Source organism: Auritidibacter sp. NML100628, from assembly GCF_003185985.1.
Lineage (GTDB): Bacteria > Actinomycetota > Actinomycetes > Actinomycetales > Micrococcaceae > Auritidibacter > Auritidibacter ignavus.
The window spans coordinates 52865-75955 of sequence record NZ_QHLP01000004.1 but is presented as its reverse complement, the minus strand read 5'-3'; the positions used below and the strand labels follow the sequence as shown (position 1 = coordinate 75955).

Genomic DNA, 23091 nt, shown 5'->3' with positions numbered 1-23091 from the left:
TCACACAAAGGCCCCCATGAAAACCAGTGAAATGATCCAGCGTGCCCGCCTGAACACCATCGGGCAAGCTTTGCACCGGGTAGCTGTCGGATCGCCCGATAAGCCAGCTCTGAAATATCTGCAACGCGAATTTAGTTATCGAGATCTAGACTATGCGGCCACCATCACCGCTCGTCTGCTGATCGAAGCCGGGGTGAAACCGGGTGACCGCGTGGCTTCCTATGCCAAGAACTCCGATGCCTTTGTGTTGGCATTCTTTGGGTCTTTACGGGCCGCTGCAGTTCACGTGCCCATTAACTTCGCCCTCACCGGTGAAGAGCTGGTACATGCGTTGATTGACTCCGGGTCCACCTATGTCTTTTGTGATCCAGATCAATATGACAAAGTCGAGGAAGTTCGTGGCGATACGGCCGTGCAACAGGTGACCTTGCTCCACGGGGACATGGACTCGCTACTGGCTCGGGTGCAGTTGATTCTCGAGGATCCTGAGCAACGCCAGGCCTACACCTCTGGTGAGACACCGGATAGTCAGGCACAATCTAGTGATGTAGTGCAACTGCTCTATACCTCCGGAACCACCTCGCGCCCGAAGGGTGCGATTCACACGCACGAATCGTTGATGACCCACTATGGTGCGGTGCAACAGGCTCTGGACTTTACGCCCCAGGATCGTCCTGTGGTGTGTATGCCGCTTTATCACTCGGCCGGGCTCCACGTGTTTTTGACCCCTTATCTGCTGATGGGGGTAACCGTTCGACTCCTAACCGTTCCGGATATCTCAGAGATCTTGGCGAAGGTGGAAGAAGACCGGGCCACCAGCTTGTTTTTAGCCCCGACCGTGTGGGTGCCGTTATCGCAGCATCCAGAGCTGGAACACCGGGATCTCTCCTCGCTGACGCACGCCTACTACGGAGCCTCTATCATGCCGGTCACGGTGCTCCAAAGACTGCGGGAGGCTTATCCGAAAATCGGGTTCTACAACTGCTTCGGTCAATCTGAAATGGGGCCGCTCGTTTCTGTCTTGCGTCCAGAAGACCATGATGAACGGCCGAAATCCGCGGGTCTACCGTTACCCACGGTGCAAATCCGGGTGGTGGACCCAGAAGGGCAGCCGGTCCCTGAAGGAACCCCGGGGGAGATTCAGTATCGTTCGCCGCAACTGTGTCGGGGCTACTGGAATCGGGGTGAGGCTACTGCCGAAAGCTTCGCCGATGGCTGGTTCCACTCCGGAGACCAGGTCGTGCTCGATGAAGACGGCTACATTGAGGTGGTCGACCGGATTAAAGATGTCATTAACACCGGCGGTATTCTGGTTGCCTCCCGCGAAGTCGAAGATGCCATCTACCGTCACGACGCCGTGGCGGAAGTTGCGGTCATTGGGCGCCCTGATGAGAAGTGGATCGAGTCCATTACCGCTTTCGTGGTTCTCAAGCCCGACCAGCAGCTCGACGCTGACGAGCTCAAAGAGTTCCTGCGTCCCATCTTGGCCGGGTTCAAGATTCCTAAGAGTTACGAGTTCGTCGATGAATTGCCTCGGAACCAGTCCGGCAAGATCCTCAAACGCGAGCTCCGGGCGGCCTAAGACCGTAACTGGGCCTCAGCAAACTCGACGTCGAACCCTTCGGTAACCACGGGCGGAGTCTTCTGCCCATCGTCACCGTGGAGTTCTTGCTCTTGGCGACGTAATTGCACCCGTCGGATCTTGCCGGAGATCGTCTTGGGTAGCTGCGAGAACTGGAAGCGACGAACTCGGCCGTATGGTGGCAGTGTCTCACGACCGAACTCATAGATGGACCGCGCGGTCTCTTCGGTAGGTTCATAGCCTTGAGCCAAAACGATATAAGCCTTCGGCACGGCCATACGAATGGCATCCGGTGAAGGCACCACGGCAACTTCCAGCACCGCGGGGTGCTGGATGAGCCCGGATTCCAGTTCAAAGGGCGAGAGCTTGTAGTCGGAGGCCTTGAACAGATCATCGGCGCGGGACACGTAGGTGTAGACCCCAGATTCATCGCGCTTCATCACGTCCCCGGTGCGGTACACGCCCTGTGAGAAGGCTTCGGCATTACGCTCATCATCCCGGTAGTATCCCGGGGTTAACCCGCCCGGTCGTGGGTCGAGGCGGAGAACGACCTGGCCTTCACCGGGGCCGGAAATGATGTCTTCGGTGTCCTGATCCATCAGCTCGACCTGGTAGCCCGGCAACGGGCGACCCAAAGCGCCCGGGGTGAGCTCTTGGCCGGGGGTGTTGGCGATTTGGAGCGTGGATTCGGTCTGCCCATAACCGTCGCGAATATCCACGCCCCAGTCACGCCGGACGTGTTCGATGATGCTGGCGCTGAGTGGTTCCCCGGCCGAGAGTGCAACCGTTGGAGGAGTGGACAGTTGGGTCAGATCTGCCTGGATCAGCATTCGCCACACGGTCGGAGGAACACACAGGGAGGTGACCTGCTGGCGATCCATTAACTCCATCAGCGCCTCGGGATCAAAGCGACGGTAGTTGAATACCAGAATGGTGGCCTCGGCAATCCAGGGTGTAAAGAAGCTGGACCAGGCGTGTTTGCCCCAGCCCGGGGAGGCGATATTCAGATGGACGTCTCCGGGACGCAACCCCATCCAATACAGAGTGGAGAAGTGCCCTACTGCGTAGGAGTACTGCGTGTGAGTAACCATCTTCGGTTCCGAGGTGGTCCCGGAGGTGAAATAGATCAGCATCGTCTCCGCCGCATCGGTCAGCCCCGGATCGGTCAGCTCGCCGGTGGCCTCGCGGGTGAACCCGTGGGCCTGATCTGTGGCCTCCCCAGTGGTGATCAAACCATCGAGCTGGTCGGCACAGTTGGCGAATTTGTCGAGATTGTCCGTATTGGTCATCGCCCAACGCACTTGGGCGCGTTCCAGACGAGAGATAATGGCCTGGGGAGCCAGCATCGTGGTGGTGGGCAGAACGACCACACCGAGCTTGATCGCTGCCAGCATGGCTTCCCACAGCTCGACCTGGTTGTCCAGCATCACCATGAGCTTATCGCCACGGCCCATGCCCAGGGATTGGAACCAGACCGCCACGCGGGCAGCGCGCTCCGCGAGCTCGCGGAAGGTCAAGGAAATGTCTACGCCGGCCTCGTTGGCAATGATCAGAGCTGGTTGATCGCCACGGACGGGGTCGGCGGCCAGCTGGTCGAACCAGTCGGAGGTGAAATTGAAGTGGTCGATCTCAGGCCACGAGAAGCTCTTGCGTGCTTGGTCGAGATCCTCACGTAAACGTAGCAGGTCATCTCGGTAGGCTCGGTAGGTCTCCGTGACTGTCATCAACACACACCTTTCGTGGCTTCAATCTTGGCTCGAGCTGATCAGATGTCGTGCACCACTCGGCGGTAGCCCGACTCAAAGTCCTTCCGGCCACGGGCAATGTTCTCACCAACTAACCGCAACCTGTCGGTACGCAATCCCACGGTGAGTGCATTTTGGAGCACTTCACGATTTTTTGGTGTAAAGAACAGAAAGCCCAGGATCCGCTGTGCCCGATGGAAAAGGGACTGTGCATCGAGATCGTCGTCGCCGAGCGCCTCATAATAAACATTAGCAATCTCCACCGGGCTCAGATCCTTCAAACGCCCATGTGAGCCCAACATCACGGTGCGGTATACCGCCCATTGATCGATGTTGACACTGGCGGGCCAGAGGAAGCCGTACTCGTCGGTGATCCAGGTGCCGTGAGCGAGCCGCTCACGGATGACCTGGCTGGCCGCGGAGCTGACGCGGGTGACGAACCGTGGCCGGCAGGGCCAGAGGTGATCGAGCAGATATTCCGCCCGGGGCCGACCGGACATCCCCGACGTATCGGGGTACCGCAACCGCTCGCCCCAGCGTGGTTCCAAATACTGCTGCAACTGAACATTGTCGACCTCGGCGCCGGACTGTGTGAAGCGCATAATGGTCTCCGTCTCCCGGAGCACATCCTCCAACTGTGAGGTAATCGTTTCGATGCGGTTCAGATCCCGATTCGATAAGCGGGGATTTGTGGCGAGATCAGAAGTTGGGTCCACAGGTGACACCGTCGGTGCCCAGAGTCGCTGGGCGCGGGCGTACTGTGTATGGAGACGTTGAATCGCTGGGTGCTGGCCGGTGACCCATTCGGGGTGGTCCAAGGCCTGAGCGGGGTCGGTTTCTCGCAGTGCCAGTTCCGACTGCAACCGCTTGATCTTGTGTTGTAAGGCGTTCAATCGGGCACGCTGGACACGACGTTGATATAAGAACACGGCACAACAGCCCACAGCGATCACCAGGGCCACCAGTAAGAAGAAGATCACAGGCTCCACGATGCTCACTCTATCTTGTGCGCTCGGTGTGGTGAGATGAAACGGTGGGACGCACGGCGGGCTGATCCATCACTTCCAGCCCAGGTGCTCAAATACCCGGACCCAACTGGCAAAGAGGCGCCGGTTGGCAACCACGCCTCACTGGTTGGGGTTGGCCACCAGGAGCAGGTCAGCCTCTCGCGCCGCCTGATCTGCGGCCAGCTGCTCCGCGACGCTGTCTACGGTGCCCACCACCGTGGGCCCGGACCGAGCTCGAGCACCATCGAGCATCCCGACAGAATCTGTCTCCCCCGAGATCGGGGCATAACGGAGCTTGTCTTCGGCCGATTCGATCACGTAGATAGACCGAGTGACCGCCGTCTGTCCGCCTGTCGTGTGGCCCGAGGCAGTATAAGCGGCACGATACTCGGTGAGTTGGTGAGCCTGCTGGATATGGAAGGGGCGTCCGTCGTCTTCCAACAACAGGGTAGACGAGACCAAGTTATATCCCTGTTCGCCGGCCCAGACTGCCGACGAGGTGCTTCCCGCGCCCCAATACAGGCGGTTAATCAAGGTCGAGGAATACGGTTCGATGCGCAACCGGTCCACCCCCACCGGCGCCCAGGACGACTCCGGGTCGGCATGAGCGATGGGCTCACCGGAGACTGCCTGTCGAATGCGTCCCCCGGTGTTGCGGGCATAGTCAGACCAGGACTGGCCCTGGTCACGGTGATAACCGAACTGGTGTTGCCCATCCAAGGCCGCCTCAGGGGAACCACGGGAGATCCCCAGATGTAGACGCGCATCGGAGATGAGATCGGTGGTGGCGGCTTCCTCGGCAAAGTACAGCGGATTCTCGTAGCGCAACATTCACCCGTAACATTGGATTCATGACGAGTCGCGTAGCCGCCTACATGCGGATCTCCCAGGACCGCACGGGCGACGGATGGGCCATCGACACCCAGCTCCGCAAGATCAGCGACCTGGCCACGCTGAGGGGCTGGCGGGTCGTCGCCGAGTACGAGGACTCCTCCGTCTCGGCCTCCAAGCCGCGTGGTGCCGGCACGGACTGGGCCAGGATGCTTAAGGACGCCAACGCCGGTCAGTTCGACATCGTGGTCGCCGTCGACATCGACCGCCTCCTGCGCAGCACCAAGGATCTGAACACGCTGATCGACCATGGGCTGCAGGTCGTCACGGTCGACGGCGAGATCGACCTCGCCACGGCCGATGGGGAGTTCTGGGCGACGATGCTGGCCGGCACGCGCGCTTCGAGGCCAGGCGCAAGGCGGAGCGGACGATCCGCTCGAACGAACGCCGTCGTACCGAGGGGATGCCGGTGCTCTCGGGCTGGACGCCGTTCGGCTACACGAAGGACGGGGCGCAGATCCCGGAGCAGGCCGAGGCGGGTGCGTACCTGATCCGGTCGGGCGGGGGCACCTTCCGCCAGTTCTACGACGAGCGGATGGAGCGGGTCGACAAGCTGCGGGCGCCGGGCAAGCAGCTCGAGGACGAGGCGCGTCGTCATGAGGACGAGGCGCGCAGGATCACCGGCAGGGTCCGATGATGGAGATGACGGAATAGCCCCGGCCAGGGCCGGACGGGGCTATCGGTGAAGAGGGAGAGGTCCATGCTCGGCAGGTGCGCTGGGCCGGTCATGATCTTGGGTCAGGTGAGTTCGGTGATGAGGTCGCGGATGCGGGATCCGATCTCGTTATGGATGGGGCGCACAGCGTCGAGCCCAAGTCCTGCGGGGTTGTTCAACTGCCAGTCCTCGTAGCGTTTGCCGGGGAAGACCGGGCAGGTGTCGCCACATCTCGTCGTGCTCACTGCAGCCGAGGTCTGCGCGGTGTCGGTGGCGAGCAGCGTGGCATGGTCGGAGGGTTGGATTGCGCACACGGCGAGGGCCTTCGCCAGTGGCGGGGCCCTCGTGGCTGTTCCTATGACGGCATCGAAGTTCTGTGGATAGCGTCAGCCTTCCGTCTTGGCGTCCTGGCAGCAGTTCTCCTCCGTTGGCTGAGGCGTCGTAGTGTTGGTGTTCTGCTGCTTATCGTCTTCGTCGGCCGGGACGATCTCGACGTTGCAGCAGTCTGACTGCTCGTTCTTCGAGCGTCCGGTGAACAGGTCTTTCAGTCCCATGGTGGTTCCTTTCCTATGGTGGGTTTACGGGGGACAGTTGTAGGGATCAGGCTGTGATCGTGAGGATGTAGCCGCCGGCGATCGCCACGGTAAGGATGGTGACGACGAATGCCACGAGAAGCCGTGGCTTGAAGATCGCCGTGAGCATCGAGACCTCCGGCGGGGAGGCCCCGGCCCCGCCGATCATCAGGGCGAAGATCGGGCCGAGGGCCACACCGGCGGACTGGAGGGCCAGCCCGACCGGGAGCATGGTCTCCAAGCGGATGTAGAGCGGGGTGCCGATGACCGCGGCCAGTGGCACCGCCCACCAGATGTTGGCTCCGGCGAAGGCGGTCAGCTGGTCCTCGGGGACGAACTCGTAGATCGCGGCTCCGATCGCCACGCCGATGAGCATGGGCACAAGCAGGGGGCGCAGATCGGTCCAGGCTTGGTGGAGCGCTCCGGGCATCTCGCCGCGCATTCCTTTCCACGGCTCGGGCGTCGTCTCGCCCTGCACGCGCACGCGCTTGAGCGCCTTCTTCAGGCCCAGGCCGCGCCATACCCACGGGATGATCAGTGAGACGGCCAGGGTGAAGAGCGTGTAGACGATCGCGGTCGTCCACCCGAAGATGATTCCGACGCCGCCGACGATGATCGGGTTGAGCAGCGGTGAGGCGATGAGGTAGGTCATCGCGGTCTGGAAGGCGACCCCGGCGTTGAGCATTCCGACCAGCATCGGCAGTGTCGAGCAGGAGCAGAATGGAGTCACCGCCCCCAAAAGTAGTCCCTTGATGGATCCGGGGACTTTCCCGCTGCTCATCCAGTCACGCATCTTCTCCGGGCCGAATCGCCGGTTGATCAGCGCGACGGCGGTCGAGACGACGAGGAACAGGGCCAGCAGCTCGCCCAGCAGCAGTGCGAAGGTGCCGAGCGTGTCAGTCAGCATCGGTCACCACACTGCGTGCCGGGATTTCGGCCTCGGTGCAGCAGGCTCGCTGTCCGGCGGGAGTCAGGGTGGCAAGGTGGGCCAGCCATTGGACTGGGGCGGCCAACTGTTCGCAGCAGATCGAGATGAGGTTCGACCGGCCCTGCGGGGTCACGTCGATCAGTTCCGCTTTAAGCAGGGCGGAGACGTGGTGGCTGACCAGCGCCTGACTAAGGCCGGTGGCCTCCTGCAGCTGCTTGTTCGTCTTGGCGCCATCGGCGAGGCACAGCACGATCGTGAGCCGGTTCTCATCGGCCAGGGCCGAGAGGGTGGGGGCCAGGTAGGCGGCGCGTTCTTTGGCTGAGAGGTCCGAGGCCACGGCCGGAATTTGTATCGGTGAAGGCATACCTCCACACTAATAAGCCACTGCTTATGACACAAGCGACGGCTTATCTATTGTGGGGGTGACGCCTCGGGGAGGTGGCTGGTGATGTCATGGACTGCGTCCTTGGCGGTCCTGCCCGCCCCGATCAGGGTGGCTGAGGCGAAGCCGGTCCAGTCCCCGTACCCGAGCAGGTGCAGGCGGGGCTCGTCGGCGGAGCGTGTGCCGATGGTCTTGGGCACGCCGTTCTCGCGCCTCAGGCCCAGGGACGCGAGATGGTTCAGGGTGGGGCGGAAGCCGGTGCACCAGATGATCGCGTCGTAGGGATCCATGGTGCCGTCGCTCCAGGCCGCTCCCTCGGCGGTGAGCCGGTCGAACATGGGGCGGGGGCGCAGCACGCCGCGGTCGCGGGCAGCACGGACACTGGGGACCATGACGATGTCGCCCAGACCGGAGACGCCATCGGCCTGGGTTCCCGCCTTCCGGGCGGCTTCTTGTCGGGTGGCGGTGTCGAAGAGGACGCGGCCGTCGACGTCGTCGGGCATGAACCGGGGCGGGTGTCGGGTCGCCCAGGTCGTCTCCGCGATGGTGGAGACCTCGGCGACGATCTGCGCGGCGGAATTGCCGGCACCGACGACCAGCACCCGCTGGCCGCGGAATCGCTCCGGGACGGAGTAGTCGACCGTGTGTAGCTGCTCGCCCGCGAAATCGGCCATGCCCGGATAGGCGGGCATGAAGGGGGTGTCCCAGGTGCCGGTGGCGCTGATGACGAACTCGGCGTTCCAGGTGCCCCGGTCGGTCTCAACGCTGAGCCCGCGGCTGTGGGCGCGGACGCCGCTGACCTGGACGGGCCGGTGCACGGGCAGCTCGTAACGCTGTTCGTAGTCGTGCAGGTACTCGACGACGTGACCGGCGGTGGGGAACGTCTCGCCCCGCTGGCGCGGCATTGGCCAGCCCGGTAGCGGGCTGTACTCGGCCGGGGAGAACAGTCGCAGTGAGTCCCAGCCGTGACGCCAGGCCCCGCCTGCACGGTCCTGCCGGTCGAGGATCACGAAGTTCAGCCCCGCCCGGCGAAGATAGTAGCCGGCGGCCAGGCCTGCTTGGCCGCCGCCGATCACCACGACGTCGGCGTGCTCACTCATCGGTCTCCTGAGGAACGAGCAGTTCGGCGATGAGGACGCGGACGCGGGTCTCGATCTCGTTCCGGATAGTACGCACGGCGTCGAGCCCACGCCCTGCGGGGTCGTCGAGCTGCCAGTCCTCGTAGCGCTTGCCGGGGAGAAACGGGCAGGTATCGCCGCACCCCATGGTGATGACGACATCAGCGGTCTGCACCGCGTCGGTGGTCAGCAGCTTGGGCCGCTCGGCGGTGATGTCGATGCCGACCTCGCGCATGGCCTCGACCACGGCCGGGTTGAGCTGGTGGGCGGGCTCCGACCCAGCGGAGCGGACCGCGATGCGGCCCGCCGCGTGGTGGGTGAGGAAGGCGGCGGCCATCTGGGAGCGTCCGGCGTTGTGGACGCAGACGAACAACACCGTCGGAGGGGTATCGGTGGTCATCGGGGGCTCGTTTCTGTCTGGTAGGGGTCGGTGTGGAACCAGCGGCGTGCAGCCCACAGGGAGACGTAGACGAGAGCGACGAGGACAGGCACCTCGATCAACGGGCCGACCACCCCGGCCAGCGCCTGCCCACTGGTTGCGCCGAAGGTGCCGATGGCGACGGCGATGGCGAGTTCGAAGTTGTTGCCCGCCGCGGTGAATGCCAGCGTGGTGGATCGGGCGTAGCCGAGGCCGATGCCCTTGCCGAGCAGGAGGCCTGCGAACCACATGAACGCGAAGTAGACCAGCAGCGGCAACGCGATCCTCGCGACATCGAGGGGATTCTGCGTGATGGTTTCGCCTTGGAGGGCGAAGAGCAGCACGATCGTGAACAGCAGCCCGTAGAGCGCCCACGGCCCGACGCGCGGGATGAACTTCTCTTCGTACCAGGCGCGGCCCTTGCGTTTCTCGCCGATCCAGCGGGTCGCGAACCCCGCGACCAGCGGTACGCCGAGGAAGACGAGCACGTTGAGGGCGATCTGCCCGACCGAGACGTCCAGGCCCTGGGTGTCCAGGCCCAGCCAACCAGGAAGCACGGTGAGGTAGAACCATCCGAGCACGGAGAACATCACGACCTGGAAGATCGAGTTGATCGCGACCAGCACCGCGGTCGCTTCCCGGTCGCCGCAGGCCAGGTCGTTCCAGATCACCACCATCGCGATACAGCGGGCGAGACCGACGATGATGAGGCCGGTGCGGTACTCGGGCAGATCGGGCAGGAACAGCCAGGCGAGGGCGAACATGACCGCGGGGCCGAGCAGCCAGTTCAGCACCAGCGAGGACACCAGGAGTTTCTTGTCGCCGGTGACGGCGGCGATCTTGTCGTAGCGGACTTTCGCGAGCACCGGGTACATCATCACCAGCAGGCCCAGTCCGATCGGCACCGAGATGCCGGCGACCTCCATCCTCGTGAGCACGTCAGCCAGGGCGGGGATGAAGCGGCCCAGGAGGAGGCCGGCGATCATCGCCAGCCCGATCCAGACCGGCAGCCACTTATCCAACGTCGACAACTGCCGCCTCGCCGCAGCCGCAGGCGCTGGGGTGTTCGTGCTCTTGGTGTTCGGGGGTGCGGGCATCGTGCTGCTCAGTCTCCTCGTCAGCTCGGGGTATGCGGTTAGTTCGTAGGCTTAGTGGCGCGGATGATCGCGGCGTGCATCCTGTCCGCGGGCTCGTGCGTGAACTCCACGCTCGCACCCGTGAACCCCGCCTTGGCGAGGCCGTCGAGGTACTCGGTCTTCGACAGGGCTCCGGCGATACACCCAACGTAGGAACCGCGCTCAGCACGCTCTTCGGGGGTGAGGGGGTCTTCGGCGACGACATCGGAGGCCCCGATACGGCCACCCGGCGCGAGGACGCGGAACATCTCGGCAAGGTCGGCGGGCTTGTCGGTGGAGAGGTTGATGACGCAGTTGGAGATCACCACATCCACCGACCCGCCCGAAAGCGATATGTCCTCGATGGTGCCCTTGAGGAACTCGACGTTCTCCGCCCCGGCCTCGTTCTTGTTCTTCTCGGCCAGCGGGAGCATCTCGTCGGTCATGTCCACCCCATAGGCGAACCCCGACTTACCGACCCTGCGGGCGGGGAGCAGCACATCGAGGCCGCCACCGGAGCCGAGGTCGAGGACGCGCTCACCCTTGTGGAGTTCGGCGACCGCCGTGGGATTGCCGCAGCCCAGGCTGGCCTCGACCGCCTCCAATGGGAGTCCGGCGGCGGTCGCCTCGTCGTAGAGGCCCGCGCCGAAGCTCCGCTCGGTCGGAGCACAGCACGAACGCGAATCCGGCTCAGTGCCCTCGGCGGCAGTCGTGCTGGAACAGCACGAGGAGACGGGGGTCTCCTCGGTGAGGAGGTCGGCGTTGCAGGTGCCGGTGGTGACCGCGGTCGCGGCCTGGGCGTAGCGGGCGCGGACCTGCTCACGCAGCTCGGTATTCTCGTTCTCGCTCATTGCCTGCTCCATTTCCCGCGGGTACCCCGACTACATATTGATGCTCGTCGATGTATCGACAGTTGTCAATGCATGGCGTAGGGTCGAGGGCATGCCGATCTCACTGTCGCTGGTCGCGACCGACACGGGAGGATGTTGCGCCCCCGTCACGGGTGGGGTGCTCGCGGTCGAGGATGCGCAGCAGTTGGCGCGGATGTTCAAGGCCCTCGGTGATCCCACGAGGGTGCGGTTGGTGTCGATGATCGCTGCGCAGTCCGGCGGGGAGGCGTGTGTGTGCGATCTGACCGAGCCTGTCGGCCTCTCCCAGCCCACGGTCTCGCATCACATGAAGCAGCTCGTCGACGCCGGCCTGGTCACGCGTGAGCAGCGCGGCAAGTGGGCCTACTACGCGGTCGTTCCCGAGATCCTGGGGATGCTCTCGGCCGCGCTCGACCCGCAGACACTGAGCACTGACACTCCCGCGTGCTCCTGCTGAGGAGATTCGGGGTTCAGCGGCGCAGGGCGGCGTAGCGGTTCCACGCTGCTCCCGCGAGGGTTCCAGTTCGTCGGCCTCATGCTCAAGGCAGGGCTACTGGTGCTGCCGGAGGATGACGGCCCGACTTCCGCGAGACGAAGGGTGCCCTGCGCACGGCATGGCGCGAGTTCCAGGCGTTCCAGGCCCGCTCGCCCATCTGGCGGCTCGCGCTCATGGCGGCGCTCTACACCGTCGGCTTCATGGTCGTGCGGCTGCTGTTGACGCAGGCGATGGGGATCTTCGAGAACGTCTGGATCGCAGGCGGCATCTCGGCGCTCGTCGCCTCGGTGATCGTCGCCCCGACGCTCATCAGCAACCTCATCAAGGGGGTCGGCTCCAAGACGGGCGTGAAGGTCACGAAGGACAAGAGCTGTGGATGTGATGGCTTGGTGGCGGGTTTCTGTGATCTCTCAGTGGCGGTGCAGGCGCGATCAGGTGGCGGCCGTGGTGCGGCGCAGCTCGCGGTAGATGGTGGTGCGGGAGACGTTGAACAGCTCGGCGAGCTCGGCTTGGGTGTGTTCGCCGGCGGCGTGCAGCGTCAGCAGGTGCTTGCGCTGAGAGGGCGAGAGTTTGGGCTTCGTGCCTTTGAGTTTGCCCTTGGATCTGGCGATGCCAATGCCTTCGCGGGTGCGCAGGCGGATGAGGTCCGCCTCAAACTCGGCCACCATGCCGAGCACGTTGAACAGCAACCGGCCGACGGCGTCGTTGGGGTCGTAGACGCTGCCTCCGAGACTGAGCGCCACTCCCTTGATGGTGAGCTCGTCCGCGATGTCCCTCGCGTCCGGGAGCGAGCGGGCCAGCCGACGTACGGTGAAGGATCCCCTTACGGGCATGCGATCTGGGCTGACGCCTGTGACCGAGTGTTCAGTATGTGCTGTATAGTTCAGTTCATGCTGACTATTGCTTCGCGTCTCGACGTGATGAACCGCCTGGGTCGTGCACTGGCCGACCCCACTCGATCCCGGATCATCTTGACCCTGCTCGACCATCCCGCTTACCCGGCGGAACTGGCCCGAGATCTGGACCTGACACGCCCGAACGTGTCCAACCATCTGGCATGCCTGCGCGATTGCGGGATCGTCGTCTCCGAGCCCGAGGGTCGTCGGACACGATATGAGATCGCCGATTCGCACCTGGCGCAGGCGCTAACGGCACTGGTCGATGCCACCCTGGCAGTGGACGAAGACGCCCCGTGCATCGATCCCGCCTGCTCGCTTCCCGGATGCGACGCAGCTGGGGAGGGCGCATGATCCTCACCTCGGTCTTGCAGGCGATGGGCCTGTTCGCAGCGACCAACATCGACGACATCATCGTGCTCTCCCTCTTCTTCGCGCGAGGGGCAGGCCAGCGCGGCACTACCGCCCGCATTTTGGCCGGCCAGTACCTCGGATTCGCCGGCATCCTCGGTGCCTCGGTCCTGGTGACCATCGGCGCCGGAGCATTCCTGCCCTCGGCAGCCATCCCGTACTTCGGTCTCATTCCTCTGGGCCTCGGCCTCTGGGCCGCATGGCAGGCCTGGCGCGGAGACGATGACGACGATGACGACGAGGCCAAGGTTGCCGGCACGAAGGTCGGCGTGTGGACAGTCGCAGGCGTCACCTTTGCCAACGGCGGCGACAACATCGGCGTCTACACCCCTGTCTTCCTCAGCGTGGAACCTCTCGCAGTAGTCGCCTACTGCATCGTCTTCCTCGCGCTCGTCGCGGTCCTGGTGGCCCTGGCAAAGTTCGTCGCCACCCGCCCCCCGATCGCCGAAGTGCTCGAACGCTGGGAGCACATCCTCTTCCCCATCGTTCTCATCGGCCTCGGCATCGTGATCCTCGTCAGCGGCGGAGCCTTCGGACTCTGACGTAGCGGCAACGATCCAAACGGCCCCGACCGTGCTCACCCCTCTCGGTTCAGACCGCGACACCTACCTGCAGCCAGTCCTGGGTGATCGCGGCAACAAGACCGCCACGGAGCGTTGCAAAAACCCCGCCACGAAGCGAACGAAGCCACAACCACACCTCCCGATGCCCGGTGATCCGACGGAGGAGGATCGACGGGCGCCCCGGTCTGCGTGGAGGACCTCAGCCCTCCTCGAGTCGACGCAAGATGTTCGCCAACAGAATCACGGCATCCGCGGTGATGCCGGTCGTGGTCCGGTCGGCCTTCGGTGAGTGCTTCATCTTGTGGGCGAGAGCCGACGCCTTCTTGGTCAGCCCCGCAGCTCCTCATTGGACTTGCCGGGCAGACGGTGGTCGATGTACGCGCCGATGCGGATGTCGGTCTTGTCGACCGGAGGCTCTGAGAGTACCGGAGGGCAGTGCACCTCAGGATCGTAGACGTGGGCGCTGAGCGCCTCGAGGACGCCGACGCAACGGTTGCCCACATCCTTGTAGTCGACAGGCGTGGAGGCTGACCTGAAGCGCTGCCGTAGCTGTGAGATGTGATCGTCGACGTCAGTCCAGCCGAGATCGCCGTGCGGCGAGATGCCTTCGGCCAGTTCGCCAAGGAACTGCCGCTCTTCGGCCTCCTCAAGCTGATCCTGGATCGGCCGAAACACCTTCTCGATGATGTCGCGGCGGGCTTGCCAGCTACCGCTACCCCGGGCACCTTCAGCCATCCAGTGGATCTGGAACTCGGAGAAGTCACGCCATGGAGGGTCGAAGACGATGCCCCTCCGCTTGAGGAGCATGCGGAGCGCCTTGAGTGCGGCCCTCGCCTCGTCCTCGTCGGTCCGCAGGTGCGACTTCTCGGTGCCGTAGGACTCGTACTCTGCTCGGACGAGCCTGGTGAGCTCGAGCGCGGTCTCCAGCGGGTTCGGGTCGTAGGCGGTGCCCTGTGCGAGCTGGGTGATCAGGTCGGCGTTGAGAACCGGCTTCGATGAATCCCAGGGGTTGCCAGTCCCCGCTGGCTCCTCGAAGAAGTCTTTGATGCGCGTGCTTCATTATCCCACGACTCCTGCATTCACGCAGATCAAGAAAGAGCCCCCGAGGAGCGGATGCTCCCCGGGGGTCTCGTGATCACGCTCAGCTCTCCTGCTTCTGCAGCAGCTTCGAGCTGACGTGGTTCTGGTGCGGGATGGTGATCGAGCCGTCGTCGTTGACCGTGCCGTAGACGTTGTAGCTCATGAGTCCGACGAAGGTCAGCTCATCGCCGTTGCGGGTCCAGGAACAGTCATCGTCGATCTCGGCCTGCGGGTTGGTCCGCTCCTGGTGGCCGCAGGTGCTGTCCTCGCCGAGGACGAGCATGTATCGGCCCTCCTTGGCGTCGAGGTAGGTGCCCTCGAGGCTGTCGCCACTACAGCCGGTGAGCAGGGCGCTGGCGGCGATTGCGAGCGTGGTGGCGGTGATCAGGTGGCATCGCATGGTGGGGCTCCTATGGGAGGCAGAGATCTGTCAGACATGCTATGCCCGATTAGATGCTGCGTACGTGTGCGCAACTATGCTGCCAAGACAGGTTGAAATGCAGTCCATAATAAAAGGACAAGGCGAGCAAGACCCCGCTCCAGACCGAAGAAGGTCACCGTGATAGACCGTGCTGAGATCACCGTTGGATATCTGCACGCCTGTGGCGATCTGGAAACCTTCCTCGCGCTGGCTGGTGACGCCGAGTTGCGTAGCCGAAGCGCCGGTACGCGCTGGACCAACGAAGAATTGTTGTTTCACATGGTGTTCGGTTACATGGTGACCCGACGCCTGCTGCCCCTCGTCAAGTGTTTCGGTCGGTTGCCACCGTCCGTGGGGAATGCCTTTGCTGGGTTGCTCGATGCCGGGACCAAGCCCTTTGATTGGGTCAATTACTGGGGGTCTTGGGCGGCATCGCGCGTGTACAATCGTCACCGGATGGCCCGGAAGTTGCGTCGGGTCACGACCACGCTGGCCGCCAACCTGGAAACCGAGTCCCACGCCTCCTTGGGGCTGCAGATGGCGTTTCCCACCCGGTGGGATCCATTTTTTCGGCCGGTGATGACCGTGGCCGACCTCTACGCCTACCCCACGAAACATTTCGCCTTCCACGCCCAGCAACTGAGTTTCCTGCCCCACACCCCCGAATAACAAAGGGTCAGGCACAACAAGACGTGGGCAGCTCGTCATGGAAGGTGCCTGCCACCAGGCGCAGTGCTTCGGAGGTGGTCAGATAGGGTGCCCAGGTGTCGGCGAGGTGGCGGGTGGTCATCCCCGCGGTGATCGCATAAGTTGCCGGGAGCAGGAGCTCTGCTGCGTGATCGCCGATAGCGCTGATGCCCAGGATTTTGTCGGTTCCTGTTTCGGCGACCATCTTCAGCGCCCCGCAAGTGTCGTGATTGACTAAGGCGCGCGGCAGGTCTTGGAAGCTCAGCACCCGGGAGTGACACCGGTACCCGGCTCTCCGGGCCGCGGCTTCGGTCAGTCCGGCCGTGGCCAGTTGGGGGCGCGAGAAGATCACGGCAGGTAGGCCGGTGTAATCGACTTTCGTGGCCGGCACTTGCGGATCGGTGCGCAGGGCATTGGCCGCGGCAGCTTTGCCGGTGGCCGCGGCGACGTAGACATATTGCGGGGCCGCCGTAACGTCACCGGCAGCAAAGACCCGCGCATTGGTGGTGCGCTGGTGGTCATCGACGAGGATGAATCCCTCCTGGTCGGTGGTGATACCTGCGGCGGGCAGGTTGAGATGCTCGGTGGACGGGCGGCGGCCGGTGGCCACCAGCAGGCGCTCAGCACACAGGCTGCGTCCCGAGGCGGTGGCCACCTGGATCTGGTCATGCTCCTGGGTCACCCCGGTGGCGTGCTCTTCGAGCACCGTAATCCCATCGAGGGTCAGGGTTTGTCGGAGGATGGCGGTCATTTCTGGCTCGGCGGTGGGGGCGATCCGGCCGATGATCGTCACCCGGGTGCCCAAGTCGGCAAAAAGCTGGGCTTGTTCGATGCCGACGTAGCCGCCGCCGATAATAATCATGGACTCGGGCAGCTCGGTCAGTGCCATGGCCGTGGTCGAGGTCAGATAGTCCACCTCGTCCAACCCGGTCACGTCCTGTGGTAAGGCTGGCACCGCGCCGGTGGCCAGCACAATCGAACCGGCTGTCACCGGGGTCCCATCCACCACCAGGGTGTCGGGATCAACAAAGGAGGCCTCCCCGGTGCGGATCTGGAACCCATGCGCGGCCGCGACCTCAGCGTATTTGGTGTCTCGCAGCCGGGTGATTAGCTGGTCTTTTTGTCCGACCAGCGACCCCAGATCCACGCCCGCGGCGGAGGTGGGGACCCCGGGGAACGGGTTGGTCAGGGCGGCTTGCCGGGTGCCGGCCGCGGCCAACAGCGTTTTGGACGGGACGCATCCGATGTTCACGCAGGTGCCACCGAGGGTGTCCCGCTCGATCACCAACACCTCTTTGCCGGCCCGCCGGGCTGTAATGGCTGCCGCCATGCCAGCGCCACCGGAGCCCACCACCACCAGATCAACGTCGAAACCTTGTACCATCTGTTTGCCTCTTTCTTTGGTCTGCACCCAGTATGAACCTTCCAGTACACTGGAAGGTCAAGTCCGACGATCATAAAGGAGCCTTGAGTTCAATGAGGATTGGCGAATTGGCAGACGCTGCCGACACCACCACCAAAACGCTGCGCTATTACGAAGCCATCGGGCTGCTGCCACCCCCGGATCGGGCCCCGAACGGCTACCGAGACTACCCCGAAGCGATGCTCTGGCGACTCGATTTCATCCGTCGAGGCCAACGCGCGGGACTGTCCCTGGCCCACATCGGTGAGATTCTGCGGATGCGCGATACCGGCCAGCCGCCTTGCGCCCACGTCGACGCGCTGCTGGCCAACCGTCTGACCGAGCTCGACCAGCAGATCGCTGACCTCATCCAATTACGCCAGACCGTCACTGCCCTGCACCACACCAGCCGCGCAACGGACCCCGCCACGTGCCACGCCGAGGCCATCTGCACCAACCTCTGACCGCCAGAGCTGATGACTGCAAGAACTGTTCAACCGCTGTGGCTTAGAGACCGAAGGCTCCGCCGCTGATGAGGATCACAACGCCCAGCCCAATGAGGACTGCTGGAAACAGAATGTGTTCCCACCGTTCCAGGGCTTCGGCGATAGGTTTCCTGGACGTAATCCATCGAGCCACAAACACCAGGACGGCGACGAGGAGTAAGAAGACGATGCAGTAGGCCAGGATTGTGCTCCAGCTAACACTGACGAACACTGGCACATAGACCCCGATATTGTCGCCACCATTGGCGAAGGTCACCGCGGCCACGGTCCAGACCGAGACTCGCTTGCCTTCCAGCTGTGCTGCGTCGTCATCGTCGTCGTCGCGATTGCGCCACGCCTGCCATGTTGCCCATAGGCCTAGCCCCAGTGGGATCAGGCCAAAATAAGGCAGCACTTGGTCAGGTAGCAGCGCTTGGGCGCCCAGGACCGCAAGCACGGCAGCCCCGAGAATGCCGAGGAATCCGAGATATTGTCCCAGCAGGATACGGCGGGTGGTGCCGGGTTGTCCTTGGCCTCGGCCGAAGAACAACGACAAGATAATGATGTCGTCGATATTGGTGGCGATGAACAGCCCAACTGCTTGCGCAATGGAGGACAGGATCACGCACTCACCTCCGCAACGTCACTACAGTCCCCCACAGTGCAGGCCGGGTCGATGCACGGTGCGGCCTCATCGACGGCCAGGGTCGTGTCCACCAGCGCCGTCAGTGCCCGAGTCAGGTGTGGGTCGGCGATCTCATAGCGCGTCTGGCGTCCCTGGTGGTGCGCCACCACAATCCCACAGTCCCGCAGACAGGCCAGATGGTTTGACACGTTCGACCGCGTCAGCTCAAGGTTCTGGGCGAGTACCGCCGGATACTCTGGCCCACGCAACAGGGTCAACAGGATGCGGGACCGCGTGGGGTCAGCCATGGCTCGACCCAAGCGGTTCATCACATCAATACGTGCATCATTCGTCAGCATGCGCTGAACTATACAGCAGTGACTGAATAGTTCTTCTGGGTTTTACGAGAAGTGGAGTAGATCGATGCTCACCCTAAAGAATTTCCACCACGACAACAGTTGAGTACTGTCAAAGAGGGTATAGACGCGTTTACGTGACAGTGCAGTAAACGCGCCTATAGCTCAGAGGTTGCGGAAGACGAGGACGCCGCCGTCCTCGGCGACGTAGCTGCCGGACCGCACCCAGCCGAAGAGGGCTTCCTGCTGGTGCTCGGGCACCGAGGTGAGGATGCGGCCCTACTGGGCCGCGGTCATGGGGTCCATCTCGCCGGTGACAGGGATGCCCTCGTGGTCCATCACCCAGAGTTCCTCGTGGTCGGTCGCGTGACCGTGCAGCTGGGCAGGGGTGACCTCGTCGCAGTCCTCGGCGTCGTACCACTGCCCGACGAGACCACCTTCGTTATGGCACGCGAGACAGCCAAGCCCTGCGCGGGGCTCGGTGTGGCGGATGATCCGGGCGCTGGTCGTCATGGGGTCCTCCTCGTCCGCGAGCAGGCTGATCGCCTACTCCTCAGGAGGTCTCCCGGCCACGCCTGGCGTGGCGTGTCAGCGGCCGCTGTGCCGCCTCGACGACACAACCGTCATGAAGCTAAGTGCTCGTAGCGCAAGTCGATCACGCCGGTCCCGAGTTCAATGGTCGAGGTCCGCGCCGCCATCGCAGCCAGCGTGGGGAACGGCGCTGAAAACATCGACTGAAAATGATGCGAGCGAATCCAGGCGGCATCCAGCCCAACCTGCTCGCCAGCGACAGTCATCTCAATCTGGTCGTGCAGGGCTTGGCGCGCGCCACCAGTCCCGTTTTGTCCTTGGGACCAGTGTCCAAAGTTCAGAAACCCGAGTTTCTTCTTCATGCTCGGTTCAACAATTGATCATCGGGCTTCATTCCAGGTGATTATTCCAAGTGATGTTGCTTGCTTTACGCACTGTGGACCGCCTGCGGTGGTCCCTGCCGGCCAGGATCTGGGATAATTGAGCAATCATGACAACTACTGTGACTTCTTCTGTGCGAGAACAGCGCATCGCGACTGGTACCGCAGATCACGGCCGTCCGCACCACACCACGGAGAAAACCACCCTGGCGTTGCCCCCATTGCAGATCGGACCGTTGACCATTCCGGTCCCGGTGGTGTTGGCACCGATGGCCGGGATCACCAATACCGCGTTTCGTCGTCTGTGCCGCGAGTACGGTGGCGGGCTCTACGTCAACGAAATGGTGACCGCCCGTGCCTTGGTAGAACGCAAACCGGAGTCGATGCGGATTATCTCCCACGACCCCGATGAGGTACCGCGGTCCGTGCAACTGTACTCCGTGGACCCGGTCACCACTCGCGCTGCTGTGCGCATGCTGGTCGAAGAAGATCACACCGACCATATCGATTTGAACTTTGGCTGCCCCGTCCCGAAGGTCACCCGCAACGGCGGGGGATCGGCGCTACCGTGGAAGATCGATCTGTTCACCTCCATCGTCAAGGGCGCCGTGGACGAAGCCGGCGATATTCCGGTCACGATCAAAATGCGTCGCGGGATCGACGAGGAGCACCTCACCGCCCTGGAAGCGGCCCGTCGGGCTGTGGATCTGGGGGTCTCGGCGATTGCACTCCACGGGCGCACCATGCGCCAGCACTACTCCGGTCAGGCCAACTGGGACTCCATTGCCGAACTGAAAGCAACCGTCAGCGAGGTTCCGGTGCTGGGCAATGGTGATATCTGGTCTGCCGAAGATGCCATCGCGATGGTCGAATACACCGGTGTCGACGGGGTGGTCGTCGGTCGCGGGTGCCAGGGCCGCCCCTGGTTGTTTGGGGATTTGCAGAATGCCTTCACCGGATCTGAAGAGCGGTTCCGGCCCGGACTGGGCACCGTTGCCGATGCGCTCTACCGCCACGGCGAACTACTGGTCGACACCTACGCAGATGAGCTCAAGGCAATGCGCGATATCCGCAAACACGTCTCCTGGTATTTCAAGGGCTACCCGGTCGGCGGAGAAATTCGACGCTCGATGGTTACCGTGGAGACCCTGGACCAGTTGCGTGAGCTCCTGGACACCCTGGACCGGTCGATCCCGTACCCCGGTGCGGACGCTGAGGGGCCCCGCGGTCGAGCCGGTGGCCCGAAGAAACCCCACCTGCCCGACGGTTGGCTGGACTCGCAAGAACTCAATACCGAACAGCAGGCGATGATCCACGCTGCAGAATTGGATATCTCCGGTGGTTAGACAGCAACCCCTCTTCGGCCCCGAAGACCGTCCACCCTATGCCGGCCAAGCGGTACAGACACCCGGGTATACCGATTGGGACCGACAACGCTGGTTAGCTGAACCGCCGAAGTCCTCCTACCGCTCCGACTATGAGCGTGACCGGGCTCGCGTGGTGCACTCGGCGGCACTGCGTCGGCTGTCGGCCAAAACCCAGGTGCTCTCACCCGGAGATGATGATTTCACTCGCACCCGGTTGACGCACTCACTGGAGGTTTCACAAGTGGGACGCGAGCTGGGCCGCTCGTTGGGATGTGACCCTGATGTGGTCGATACCGCCTGCCTGTCACATGATCTCGGACACCCACCGTTCGGACACAACGGCGAAAAAGCCCTGGACACACTGTCTCAGCACATCGGCGGATTCGAGGGCAACGCCCAAACCCTACGGTTGCTGGCCCGATTGGAGCCCAAAAAATCCTTCGCAGACGGTACCTCTGCCGGGCTGAACCTCACCCGGGCCAGCCTGGATGCCGCTTGCAAATACCCCTGGACCCGTCAACCCGGTGTGCGGAAATTTGGGGTCTATGAAGACGATCTGCCAGTGTTCACCTGGTTCCGCCAAGGTCTGACCGGCACCAGGAAATCCATGGAAGCCCAAGTCATGGATCTCGCCGATGATATTTCCTACTCGGTGCACGACATCGAAGACGGGGTGGTCTCCGGGCACTTCCAACTGCATTGGCTCAAAGACCCCGAACAGCGCGCCCGTGCGGTGTCCACAATCCAGGCCTGGTACCTGCCCGACACCGATGAAGCCACCATCGAGGCTGGGCTCGACCGGCTGGAACACGCACCAGAATGGGTCGGTCGGATCGACGGGTCCCGCCAAGCCCGCTCACAGCTCAAGGACATGACCTCCCAACTCATTGGGCGATTCTGCACCTCAGCGTTCAACGCCACCCGTGAGGTCTACGGCAATGACCACCTCACCCGACACAACGCCAACGTGGTGGTTCCCGAAGACACCGAGGTCGAAATCGCGGTCATGAAAGGAATCGCGGCCACCTACGTGATGGAGTCCGAAGAACGGCAACCGTTTTACGCCCGGCAACGCGAGATCCTGAGTGAATTGGTCGAGCTCTTGGCTGAGAACGACGACCGCTATTTGGAGCCGATCTATGCCCGCGACTGGCAGCGGGCCGACGACGCCGGCAAATTCCGAGCTGTCATCGATCAGGTGGCATCACTGAGCGACTACGCGGCGCTACAGTGGCACGGCAATCTGGTGGCGGGTAACGCCGAACCCACTCGCATTAACTAGTGGTTTCTTTAAACTACTCGGCTCCGCAGCATGGTCTAAGCATGGTCTAGTCGCGGGCCGGAACCAGCTGTGGCATGACCTCAGCTGCTGGCGCTCGCAGAATAATATCGGCCATTTCCGACAGCTCGGTTGGGGCCGGGTTGATTTCGATCAGCGTCGCCCGTGAGGCCGCCAACGGCAAAGATGCTGCTGGTTGCACCACCGAGGATGTTCCCACAGAGATGACGGCGTCGGCCTGTTGCATGGCGGTCAGAGCGTCCGTGAAATCTTGCTGGGGGAGCACCTCGCCGAACATCACAACGTCGGGGCGTAAATACCCGGTACAGATCTCACACTCGAGAGGCTGGGCGAGTCGCTCGGGATCAGTTGGTGCCTGGGTGATTTGCTGTTGGGCCAGGATCTGCTCCAAAGAAAACGGCGAGGGACGCTGACAGTCATGGCACCGGAATGTGGCGATTTGGCCGTGTAAGTGCGACAGAACCGTGGCACCCCCGCGTTCGTGGAGGTCATCAACGTTTTGGGTGATGACCCGAACATCGTGGAGCCGGCGTTGCATTTCGGCCACGGCTTCGTGGGCGGGATTCGGAGTAGCCTGGCGCATGGTCACTGCCTGATGCATCATCCACGTCCATACCAGCTCCGGGTTGTAGTACATGGCCTCAACGGTGGCTAATTCTTGGGGGTCCCACTTCTCCCACAGGCCTTCCAATGGCTCACGGTAGGTGGACAGGCCGGATTCCTTGGAGATACCGGCACCGGAGAAAACGACAATGTGCTCGGCATCGGCCAGGACTTCACGTGTTTTTTCCATGACTAATTCTTGCACC

Annotated in this window: 29 protein-coding genes and 2 pseudogenes; 9 read left to right on the top strand and 22 right to left on the bottom strand. The window is 63.0% G+C overall.

The genetic code is table 11. From position 1 onward, the window contains the following. Window positions 1-16 precede the first annotated feature (16 nt). On the top strand, window positions 17-1582 hold the full coding sequence (locus DCC24_RS04670; RefSeq protein WP_199446212.1) for a fatty acyl-CoA synthetase: 1566 nt from the start codon (window positions 17-19) through the stop codon (window positions 1580-1582). On the opposite strand, the gene DCC24_RS04665 is transcribed toward DCC24_RS04670, so the two are convergent. From DCC24_RS04665 to DCC24_RS04655, 3 genes are all read right to left on the bottom strand, one after another. Then, the gene (locus tag DCC24_RS04665; protein ID WP_110098758.1) at window positions 1579-3306 is read right to left on the bottom strand and encodes an AMP-binding protein; all 1728 of its coding nucleotides are present in this window, start codon (window positions 3304-3306) and stop codon (window positions 1579-1581) included. The genes DCC24_RS04670 and DCC24_RS04665 overlap by 4 nt on opposite strands. Before the next feature lie 41 nt (window positions 3307-3347). After that, window positions 3348-4316, bottom strand: coding sequence for a LapA family protein (locus DCC24_RS04660; RefSeq protein WP_110098757.1), 969 nt, complete (start codon window positions 4314-4316; stop codon window positions 3348-3350). Between the two features lie 138 nt (window positions 4317-4454). After that, window positions 4455-5165, bottom strand: a complete 711-nt coding sequence (locus tag DCC24_RS04655) for an LLM class flavin-dependent oxidoreductase (protein ID WP_233491978.1) — start codon at window positions 5163-5165, stop codon at window positions 4455-4457. 20 nt (window positions 5166-5185) lie between these two features. Between DCC24_RS04655 and DCC24_RS04650 the strand changes: the two are divergent. After that, window positions 5186-5703: pseudogene (locus DCC24_RS04650) on the top strand (recombinase family protein); the annotation flags it as partial. A gap of 260 nt (window positions 5704-5963) precedes the next feature. On the opposite strand, the gene DCC24_RS12170 reads toward DCC24_RS04650, so the two are convergent. From DCC24_RS12170 to DCC24_RS04615, 8 genes are all read right to left on the bottom strand, one after another. Beyond that, window positions 5964-6194, bottom strand: a complete 231-nt coding sequence (locus DCC24_RS12170; RefSeq protein WP_199446208.1) for a hypothetical protein — start codon at window positions 6192-6194, stop codon at window positions 5964-5966. A 72-nt stretch (window positions 6195-6266) separates the two neighbouring features. Further along, window positions 6267-6434: a hypothetical protein gene (locus tag DCC24_RS12165; protein WP_166769961.1), complete on the bottom strand. Its 168-nt coding sequence runs from the start codon at window positions 6432-6434 to the stop codon at window positions 6267-6269. A gap of 46 nt (window positions 6435-6480) precedes the next feature. Further along, the gene (locus DCC24_RS04640) at window positions 6481-7359 is read right to left on the bottom strand and encodes a permease (RefSeq protein ID WP_110098756.1); all 879 of its coding nucleotides are present in this window, start codon (window positions 7357-7359) and stop codon (window positions 6481-6483) included. Then, the gene (locus DCC24_RS04635) at window positions 7349-7744 is read right to left on the bottom strand and encodes a helix-turn-helix transcriptional regulator (protein ID WP_110098826.1); all 396 of its coding nucleotides are present in this window, start codon (window positions 7742-7744) and stop codon (window positions 7349-7351) included. The genes DCC24_RS04640 and DCC24_RS04635 overlap by 11 nt, the downstream gene beginning before the upstream one ends. Window positions 7745-7791: 47 nt before the next feature. Then, entirely contained in the window at window positions 7792-8862 is a 1071-nt protein-coding gene (locus DCC24_RS04630) for an ArsO family NAD(P)H-dependent flavin-containing monooxygenase (protein WP_110098755.1), read from the bottom strand. Continuing rightward, window positions 8855-9280, bottom strand: a complete 426-nt coding sequence (locus DCC24_RS04625) for an arsenate reductase ArsC (protein WP_110098754.1) — start codon at window positions 9278-9280, stop codon at window positions 8855-8857. The genes DCC24_RS04630 and DCC24_RS04625 overlap by 8 nt, the downstream gene beginning before the upstream one ends. Further along, window positions 9277-10395, bottom strand: coding sequence for an ACR3 family arsenite efflux transporter (arsB, locus tag DCC24_RS04620; RefSeq protein ID WP_110098753.1), 1119 nt, complete (start codon window positions 10393-10395; stop codon window positions 9277-9279). Before arsB ends, DCC24_RS04625 begins: the two co-directional genes overlap by 4 nt. A gap of 38 nt (window positions 10396-10433) precedes the next feature. Next, a complete protein-coding gene (locus tag DCC24_RS04615) occupies window positions 10434-11264 on the bottom strand; it encodes a methyltransferase domain-containing protein (protein ID WP_110098752.1) in 831 nt (276 codons plus the stop codon). Window positions 11265-11355: 91 nt separating this feature from the next. Between DCC24_RS04615 and DCC24_RS04610 the strand changes: the two genes are divergently transcribed. Continuing rightward, a complete protein-coding gene (locus tag DCC24_RS04610) occupies window positions 11356-11739 on the top strand; it encodes a metalloregulator ArsR/SmtB family transcription factor (protein ID WP_110098825.1) in 384 nt (127 codons plus the stop codon). An 82-nt stretch (window positions 11740-11821) separates the two neighbouring features. Here the strand turns inward: DCC24_RS04610 and DCC24_RS12500 are convergent, their stop codons facing one another. The 3 genes and pseudogenes from DCC24_RS12500 to DCC24_RS04605 form a co-directional block, all read right to left on the bottom strand. Then, entirely contained in the window at window positions 11822-11953 is a 132-nt protein-coding gene (locus DCC24_RS12500; protein WP_255410797.1) for a hypothetical protein, read from the bottom strand. A gap of 9 nt (window positions 11954-11962) precedes the next feature. Further along, window positions 11963-12088, bottom strand: coding sequence for a hypothetical protein (locus DCC24_RS12495; RefSeq protein ID WP_255410796.1), 126 nt, complete (start codon window positions 12086-12088; stop codon window positions 11963-11965). Between the two features lie 121 nt (window positions 12089-12209). Next, window positions 12210-12644: pseudogene (locus DCC24_RS04605) on the bottom strand (recombinase family protein); the annotation flags it as partial. 24 nt (window positions 12645-12668) lie between these two features. On the opposite strand from DCC24_RS04605, the gene DCC24_RS04600 reads away from it, so the two are divergent. After that, window positions 12669-13028: a helix-turn-helix transcriptional regulator gene (locus DCC24_RS04600; protein ID WP_006590980.1), complete on the top strand. Its 360-nt coding sequence runs from the start codon at window positions 12669-12671 to the stop codon at window positions 13026-13028. Further along, entirely contained in the window at window positions 13025-13627 is a 603-nt protein-coding gene (locus DCC24_RS04595; RefSeq protein WP_110098751.1) for a cadmium resistance transporter, read from the top strand. Before DCC24_RS04600 ends, DCC24_RS04595 begins: the two co-directional genes overlap by 4 nt. A gap of 348 nt (window positions 13628-13975) precedes the next feature. Here the strand turns inward: DCC24_RS04595 and DCC24_RS04590 are convergent, their stop codons facing one another. Both DCC24_RS04590 and DCC24_RS04585 read right to left on the bottom strand, forming a co-directional pair. After that, window positions 13976-14455: a hypothetical protein gene (locus DCC24_RS04590; protein ID WP_110098750.1), complete on the bottom strand. Its 480-nt coding sequence runs from the start codon at window positions 14453-14455 to the stop codon at window positions 13976-13978. Between the two features lie 334 nt (window positions 14456-14789). Beyond that, entirely contained in the window at window positions 14790-15128 is a 339-nt protein-coding gene (locus DCC24_RS04585) for a hypothetical protein (protein ID WP_110098749.1), read from the bottom strand. Between the two features lie 159 nt (window positions 15129-15287). On the opposite strand from DCC24_RS04585, the gene DCC24_RS04580 reads away from it, so the two are divergent. Next, window positions 15288-15818 carry a DinB family protein gene (locus DCC24_RS04580; protein ID WP_043057151.1) on the top strand — a complete coding sequence of 177 codons (531 nt, stop codon included), beginning with the start codon at window positions 15288-15290 and terminating at the stop codon, window positions 15816-15818. Between the two features lie 7 nt (window positions 15819-15825). Here the strand turns inward: DCC24_RS04580 and merA are convergent, their stop codons facing one another. Next, window positions 15826-17247, bottom strand: coding sequence for a mercury(II) reductase (gene merA, locus DCC24_RS04575; RefSeq protein WP_233242820.1), 1422 nt, complete (start codon window positions 17245-17247; stop codon window positions 15826-15828). Between the two features lie 65 nt (window positions 17248-17312). Here merA and DCC24_RS04570 point away from each other — a divergent pair, with 65 nt between their 5' ends. Continuing rightward, on the top strand, window positions 17313-17702 hold the full coding sequence (locus DCC24_RS04570; protein WP_110098747.1) for a heavy metal-responsive transcriptional regulator: 390 nt from the start codon (window positions 17313-17315) through the stop codon (window positions 17700-17702). 43 nt (window positions 17703-17745) lie between these two features. Here DCC24_RS04570 and DCC24_RS04565 read toward each other — a convergent pair whose 3' ends face one another. The 4 genes from DCC24_RS04565 to DCC24_RS04550 all read right to left on the bottom strand — a co-directional run bounded on the left by DCC24_RS04565 (window position 17746) and on the right by DCC24_RS04550 (window position 19597). Next, entirely contained in the window at window positions 17746-18348 is a 603-nt protein-coding gene (locus tag DCC24_RS04565; protein WP_110098746.1) for a cadmium resistance transporter, read from the bottom strand. Then, window positions 18345-18707, bottom strand: coding sequence for a helix-turn-helix transcriptional regulator (locus DCC24_RS04560; RefSeq protein WP_043057154.1), 363 nt, complete (start codon window positions 18705-18707; stop codon window positions 18345-18347). Before DCC24_RS04560 ends, DCC24_RS04565 begins: the two co-directional genes overlap by 4 nt. A gap of 276 nt (window positions 18708-18983) precedes the next feature. Continuing rightward, window positions 18984-19217 carry an antirestriction protein ArdA gene (locus DCC24_RS04555; protein ID WP_110098745.1) on the bottom strand — a complete coding sequence of 78 codons (234 nt, stop codon included), beginning with the start codon at window positions 19215-19217 and terminating at the stop codon, window positions 18984-18986. A 110-nt stretch (window positions 19218-19327) separates the two neighbouring features. Further along, entirely contained in the window at window positions 19328-19597 is a 270-nt protein-coding gene (locus DCC24_RS04550; RefSeq protein WP_110098744.1) for an LLM class flavin-dependent oxidoreductase, read from the bottom strand. Between the two features lie 128 nt (window positions 19598-19725). On the opposite strand from DCC24_RS04550, the gene dusB reads away from it, so the two are divergent. Continuing rightward, window positions 19726-20961, top strand: a complete 1236-nt coding sequence (gene dusB, locus DCC24_RS04545; RefSeq protein ID WP_110098743.1) for a tRNA dihydrouridine synthase DusB — start codon at window positions 19726-19728, stop codon at window positions 20959-20961. Then, complete coding sequence (locus tag DCC24_RS04540) at window positions 20954-22264, top strand: deoxyguanosinetriphosphate triphosphohydrolase (protein ID WP_110098742.1); 1311 nt, start codon at window positions 20954-20956, stop codon at window positions 22262-22264. The genes dusB and DCC24_RS04540 overlap by 8 nt, the downstream gene beginning before the upstream one ends. A 46-nt stretch (window positions 22265-22310) precedes the next feature. On the opposite strand, the gene DCC24_RS04535 is transcribed toward DCC24_RS04540, so the two are convergent. Next, the gene (locus tag DCC24_RS04535; protein ID WP_110098741.1) at window positions 22311-23075 is read right to left on the bottom strand and encodes an NAD-dependent deacylase; all 765 of its coding nucleotides are present in this window, start codon (window positions 23073-23075) and stop codon (window positions 22311-22313) included. Window positions 23076-23091 lie beyond the last annotated feature (16 nt).

Excerpts from the sequence above, each read along its gene's own strand:
- DCC24_RS04670 (WP_199446212.1), top strand. The coding sequence starts at position 17 with ATGAAAACCAGTGAAATGATCCAGCGTGCCCGCCTGAACACCATCGGG.
- DCC24_RS04665 (WP_110098758.1), bottom strand. The coding sequence starts at position 3,306 with ATGACAGTCACGGAGACCTACCGAGCCTACCGAGATGACCTGCTACGT.
- DCC24_RS04655 (WP_233491978.1), bottom strand. The coding sequence starts at position 5,165 with ATGTTGCGCTACGAGAATCCGCTGTACTTTGCCGAGGAAGCCGCCACC.
- DCC24_RS12165 (WP_166769961.1), bottom strand. The coding sequence starts at position 6,434 with ATGGGACTGAAAGACCTGTTCACCGGACGCTCGAAGAACGAGCAGTCA.
- DCC24_RS04640 (WP_110098756.1), bottom strand. The coding sequence starts at position 7,359 with ATGCTGACTGACACGCTCGGCACCTTCGCACTGCTGCTGGGCGAGCTG.
- DCC24_RS04635 (WP_110098826.1), bottom strand. The coding sequence starts at position 7,744 with ATGCCTTCACCGATACAAATTCCGGCCGTGGCCTCGGACCTCTCAGCC.
- DCC24_RS04630 (WP_110098755.1), bottom strand. The coding sequence starts at position 8,862 with ATGAGTGAGCACGCCGACGTCGTGGTGATCGGCGGCGGCCAAGCAGGC.
- DCC24_RS04625 (WP_110098754.1), bottom strand. The coding sequence starts at position 9,280 with ATGACCACCGATACCCCTCCGACGGTGTTGTTCGTCTGCGTCCACAAC.
- arsB (WP_110098753.1), bottom strand. The coding sequence starts at position 10,395 with ATGCCCGCACCCCCGAACACCAAGAGCACGAACACCCCAGCGCCTGCG.
- DCC24_RS04615 (WP_110098752.1), bottom strand. The coding sequence starts at position 11,264 with ATGAGCGAGAACGAGAATACCGAGCTGCGTGAGCAGGTCCGCGCCCGC.
- DCC24_RS04610 (WP_110098825.1), top strand. The coding sequence starts at position 11,356 with ATGCCGATCTCACTGTCGCTGGTCGCGACCGACACGGGAGGATGTTGC.
- DCC24_RS12500 (WP_255410797.1), bottom strand. The coding sequence starts at position 11,953 with ATGAGCGCGAGCCGCCAGATGGGCGAGCGGGCCTGGAACGCCTGGAAC.
- DCC24_RS12495 (WP_255410796.1), bottom strand. The coding sequence starts at position 12,088 with ATGAGCGTCGGGGCGACGATCACCGAGGCGACGAGCGCCGAGATGCCG.
- DCC24_RS04600 (WP_006590980.1), top strand. The coding sequence starts at position 12,669 with ATGCTGACTATTGCTTCGCGTCTCGACGTGATGAACCGCCTGGGTCGT.
- DCC24_RS04595 (WP_110098751.1), top strand. The coding sequence starts at position 13,025 with ATGATCCTCACCTCGGTCTTGCAGGCGATGGGCCTGTTCGCAGCGACC.
- DCC24_RS04590 (WP_110098750.1), bottom strand. The coding sequence starts at position 14,455 with ATGCTCCTCAAGCGGAGGGGCATCGTCTTCGACCCTCCATGGCGTGAC.
- DCC24_RS04585 (WP_110098749.1), bottom strand. The coding sequence starts at position 15,128 with ATGCGATGCCACCTGATCACCGCCACCACGCTCGCAATCGCCGCCAGC.
- DCC24_RS04570 (WP_110098747.1), top strand. The coding sequence starts at position 17,313 with ATGAGGATTGGCGAATTGGCAGACGCTGCCGACACCACCACCAAAACG.
- DCC24_RS04560 (WP_043057154.1), bottom strand. The coding sequence starts at position 18,707 with ATGCTGACGAATGATGCACGTATTGATGTGATGAACCGCTTGGGTCGA.
- DCC24_RS04555 (WP_110098745.1), bottom strand. The coding sequence starts at position 19,217 with ATGACGACCAGCGCCCGGATCATCCGCCACACCGAGCCCCGCGCAGGG.
- DCC24_RS04550 (WP_110098744.1), bottom strand. The coding sequence starts at position 19,597 with ATGAAGAAGAAACTCGGGTTTCTGAACTTTGGACACTGGTCCCAAGGA.
- dusB (WP_110098743.1), top strand. The coding sequence starts at position 19,726 with ATGACAACTACTGTGACTTCTTCTGTGCGAGAACAGCGCATCGCGACT.
- DCC24_RS04535 (WP_110098741.1), bottom strand. The coding sequence starts at position 23,075 with ATGGAAAAAACACGTGAAGTCCTGGCCGATGCCGAGCACATTGTCGTT.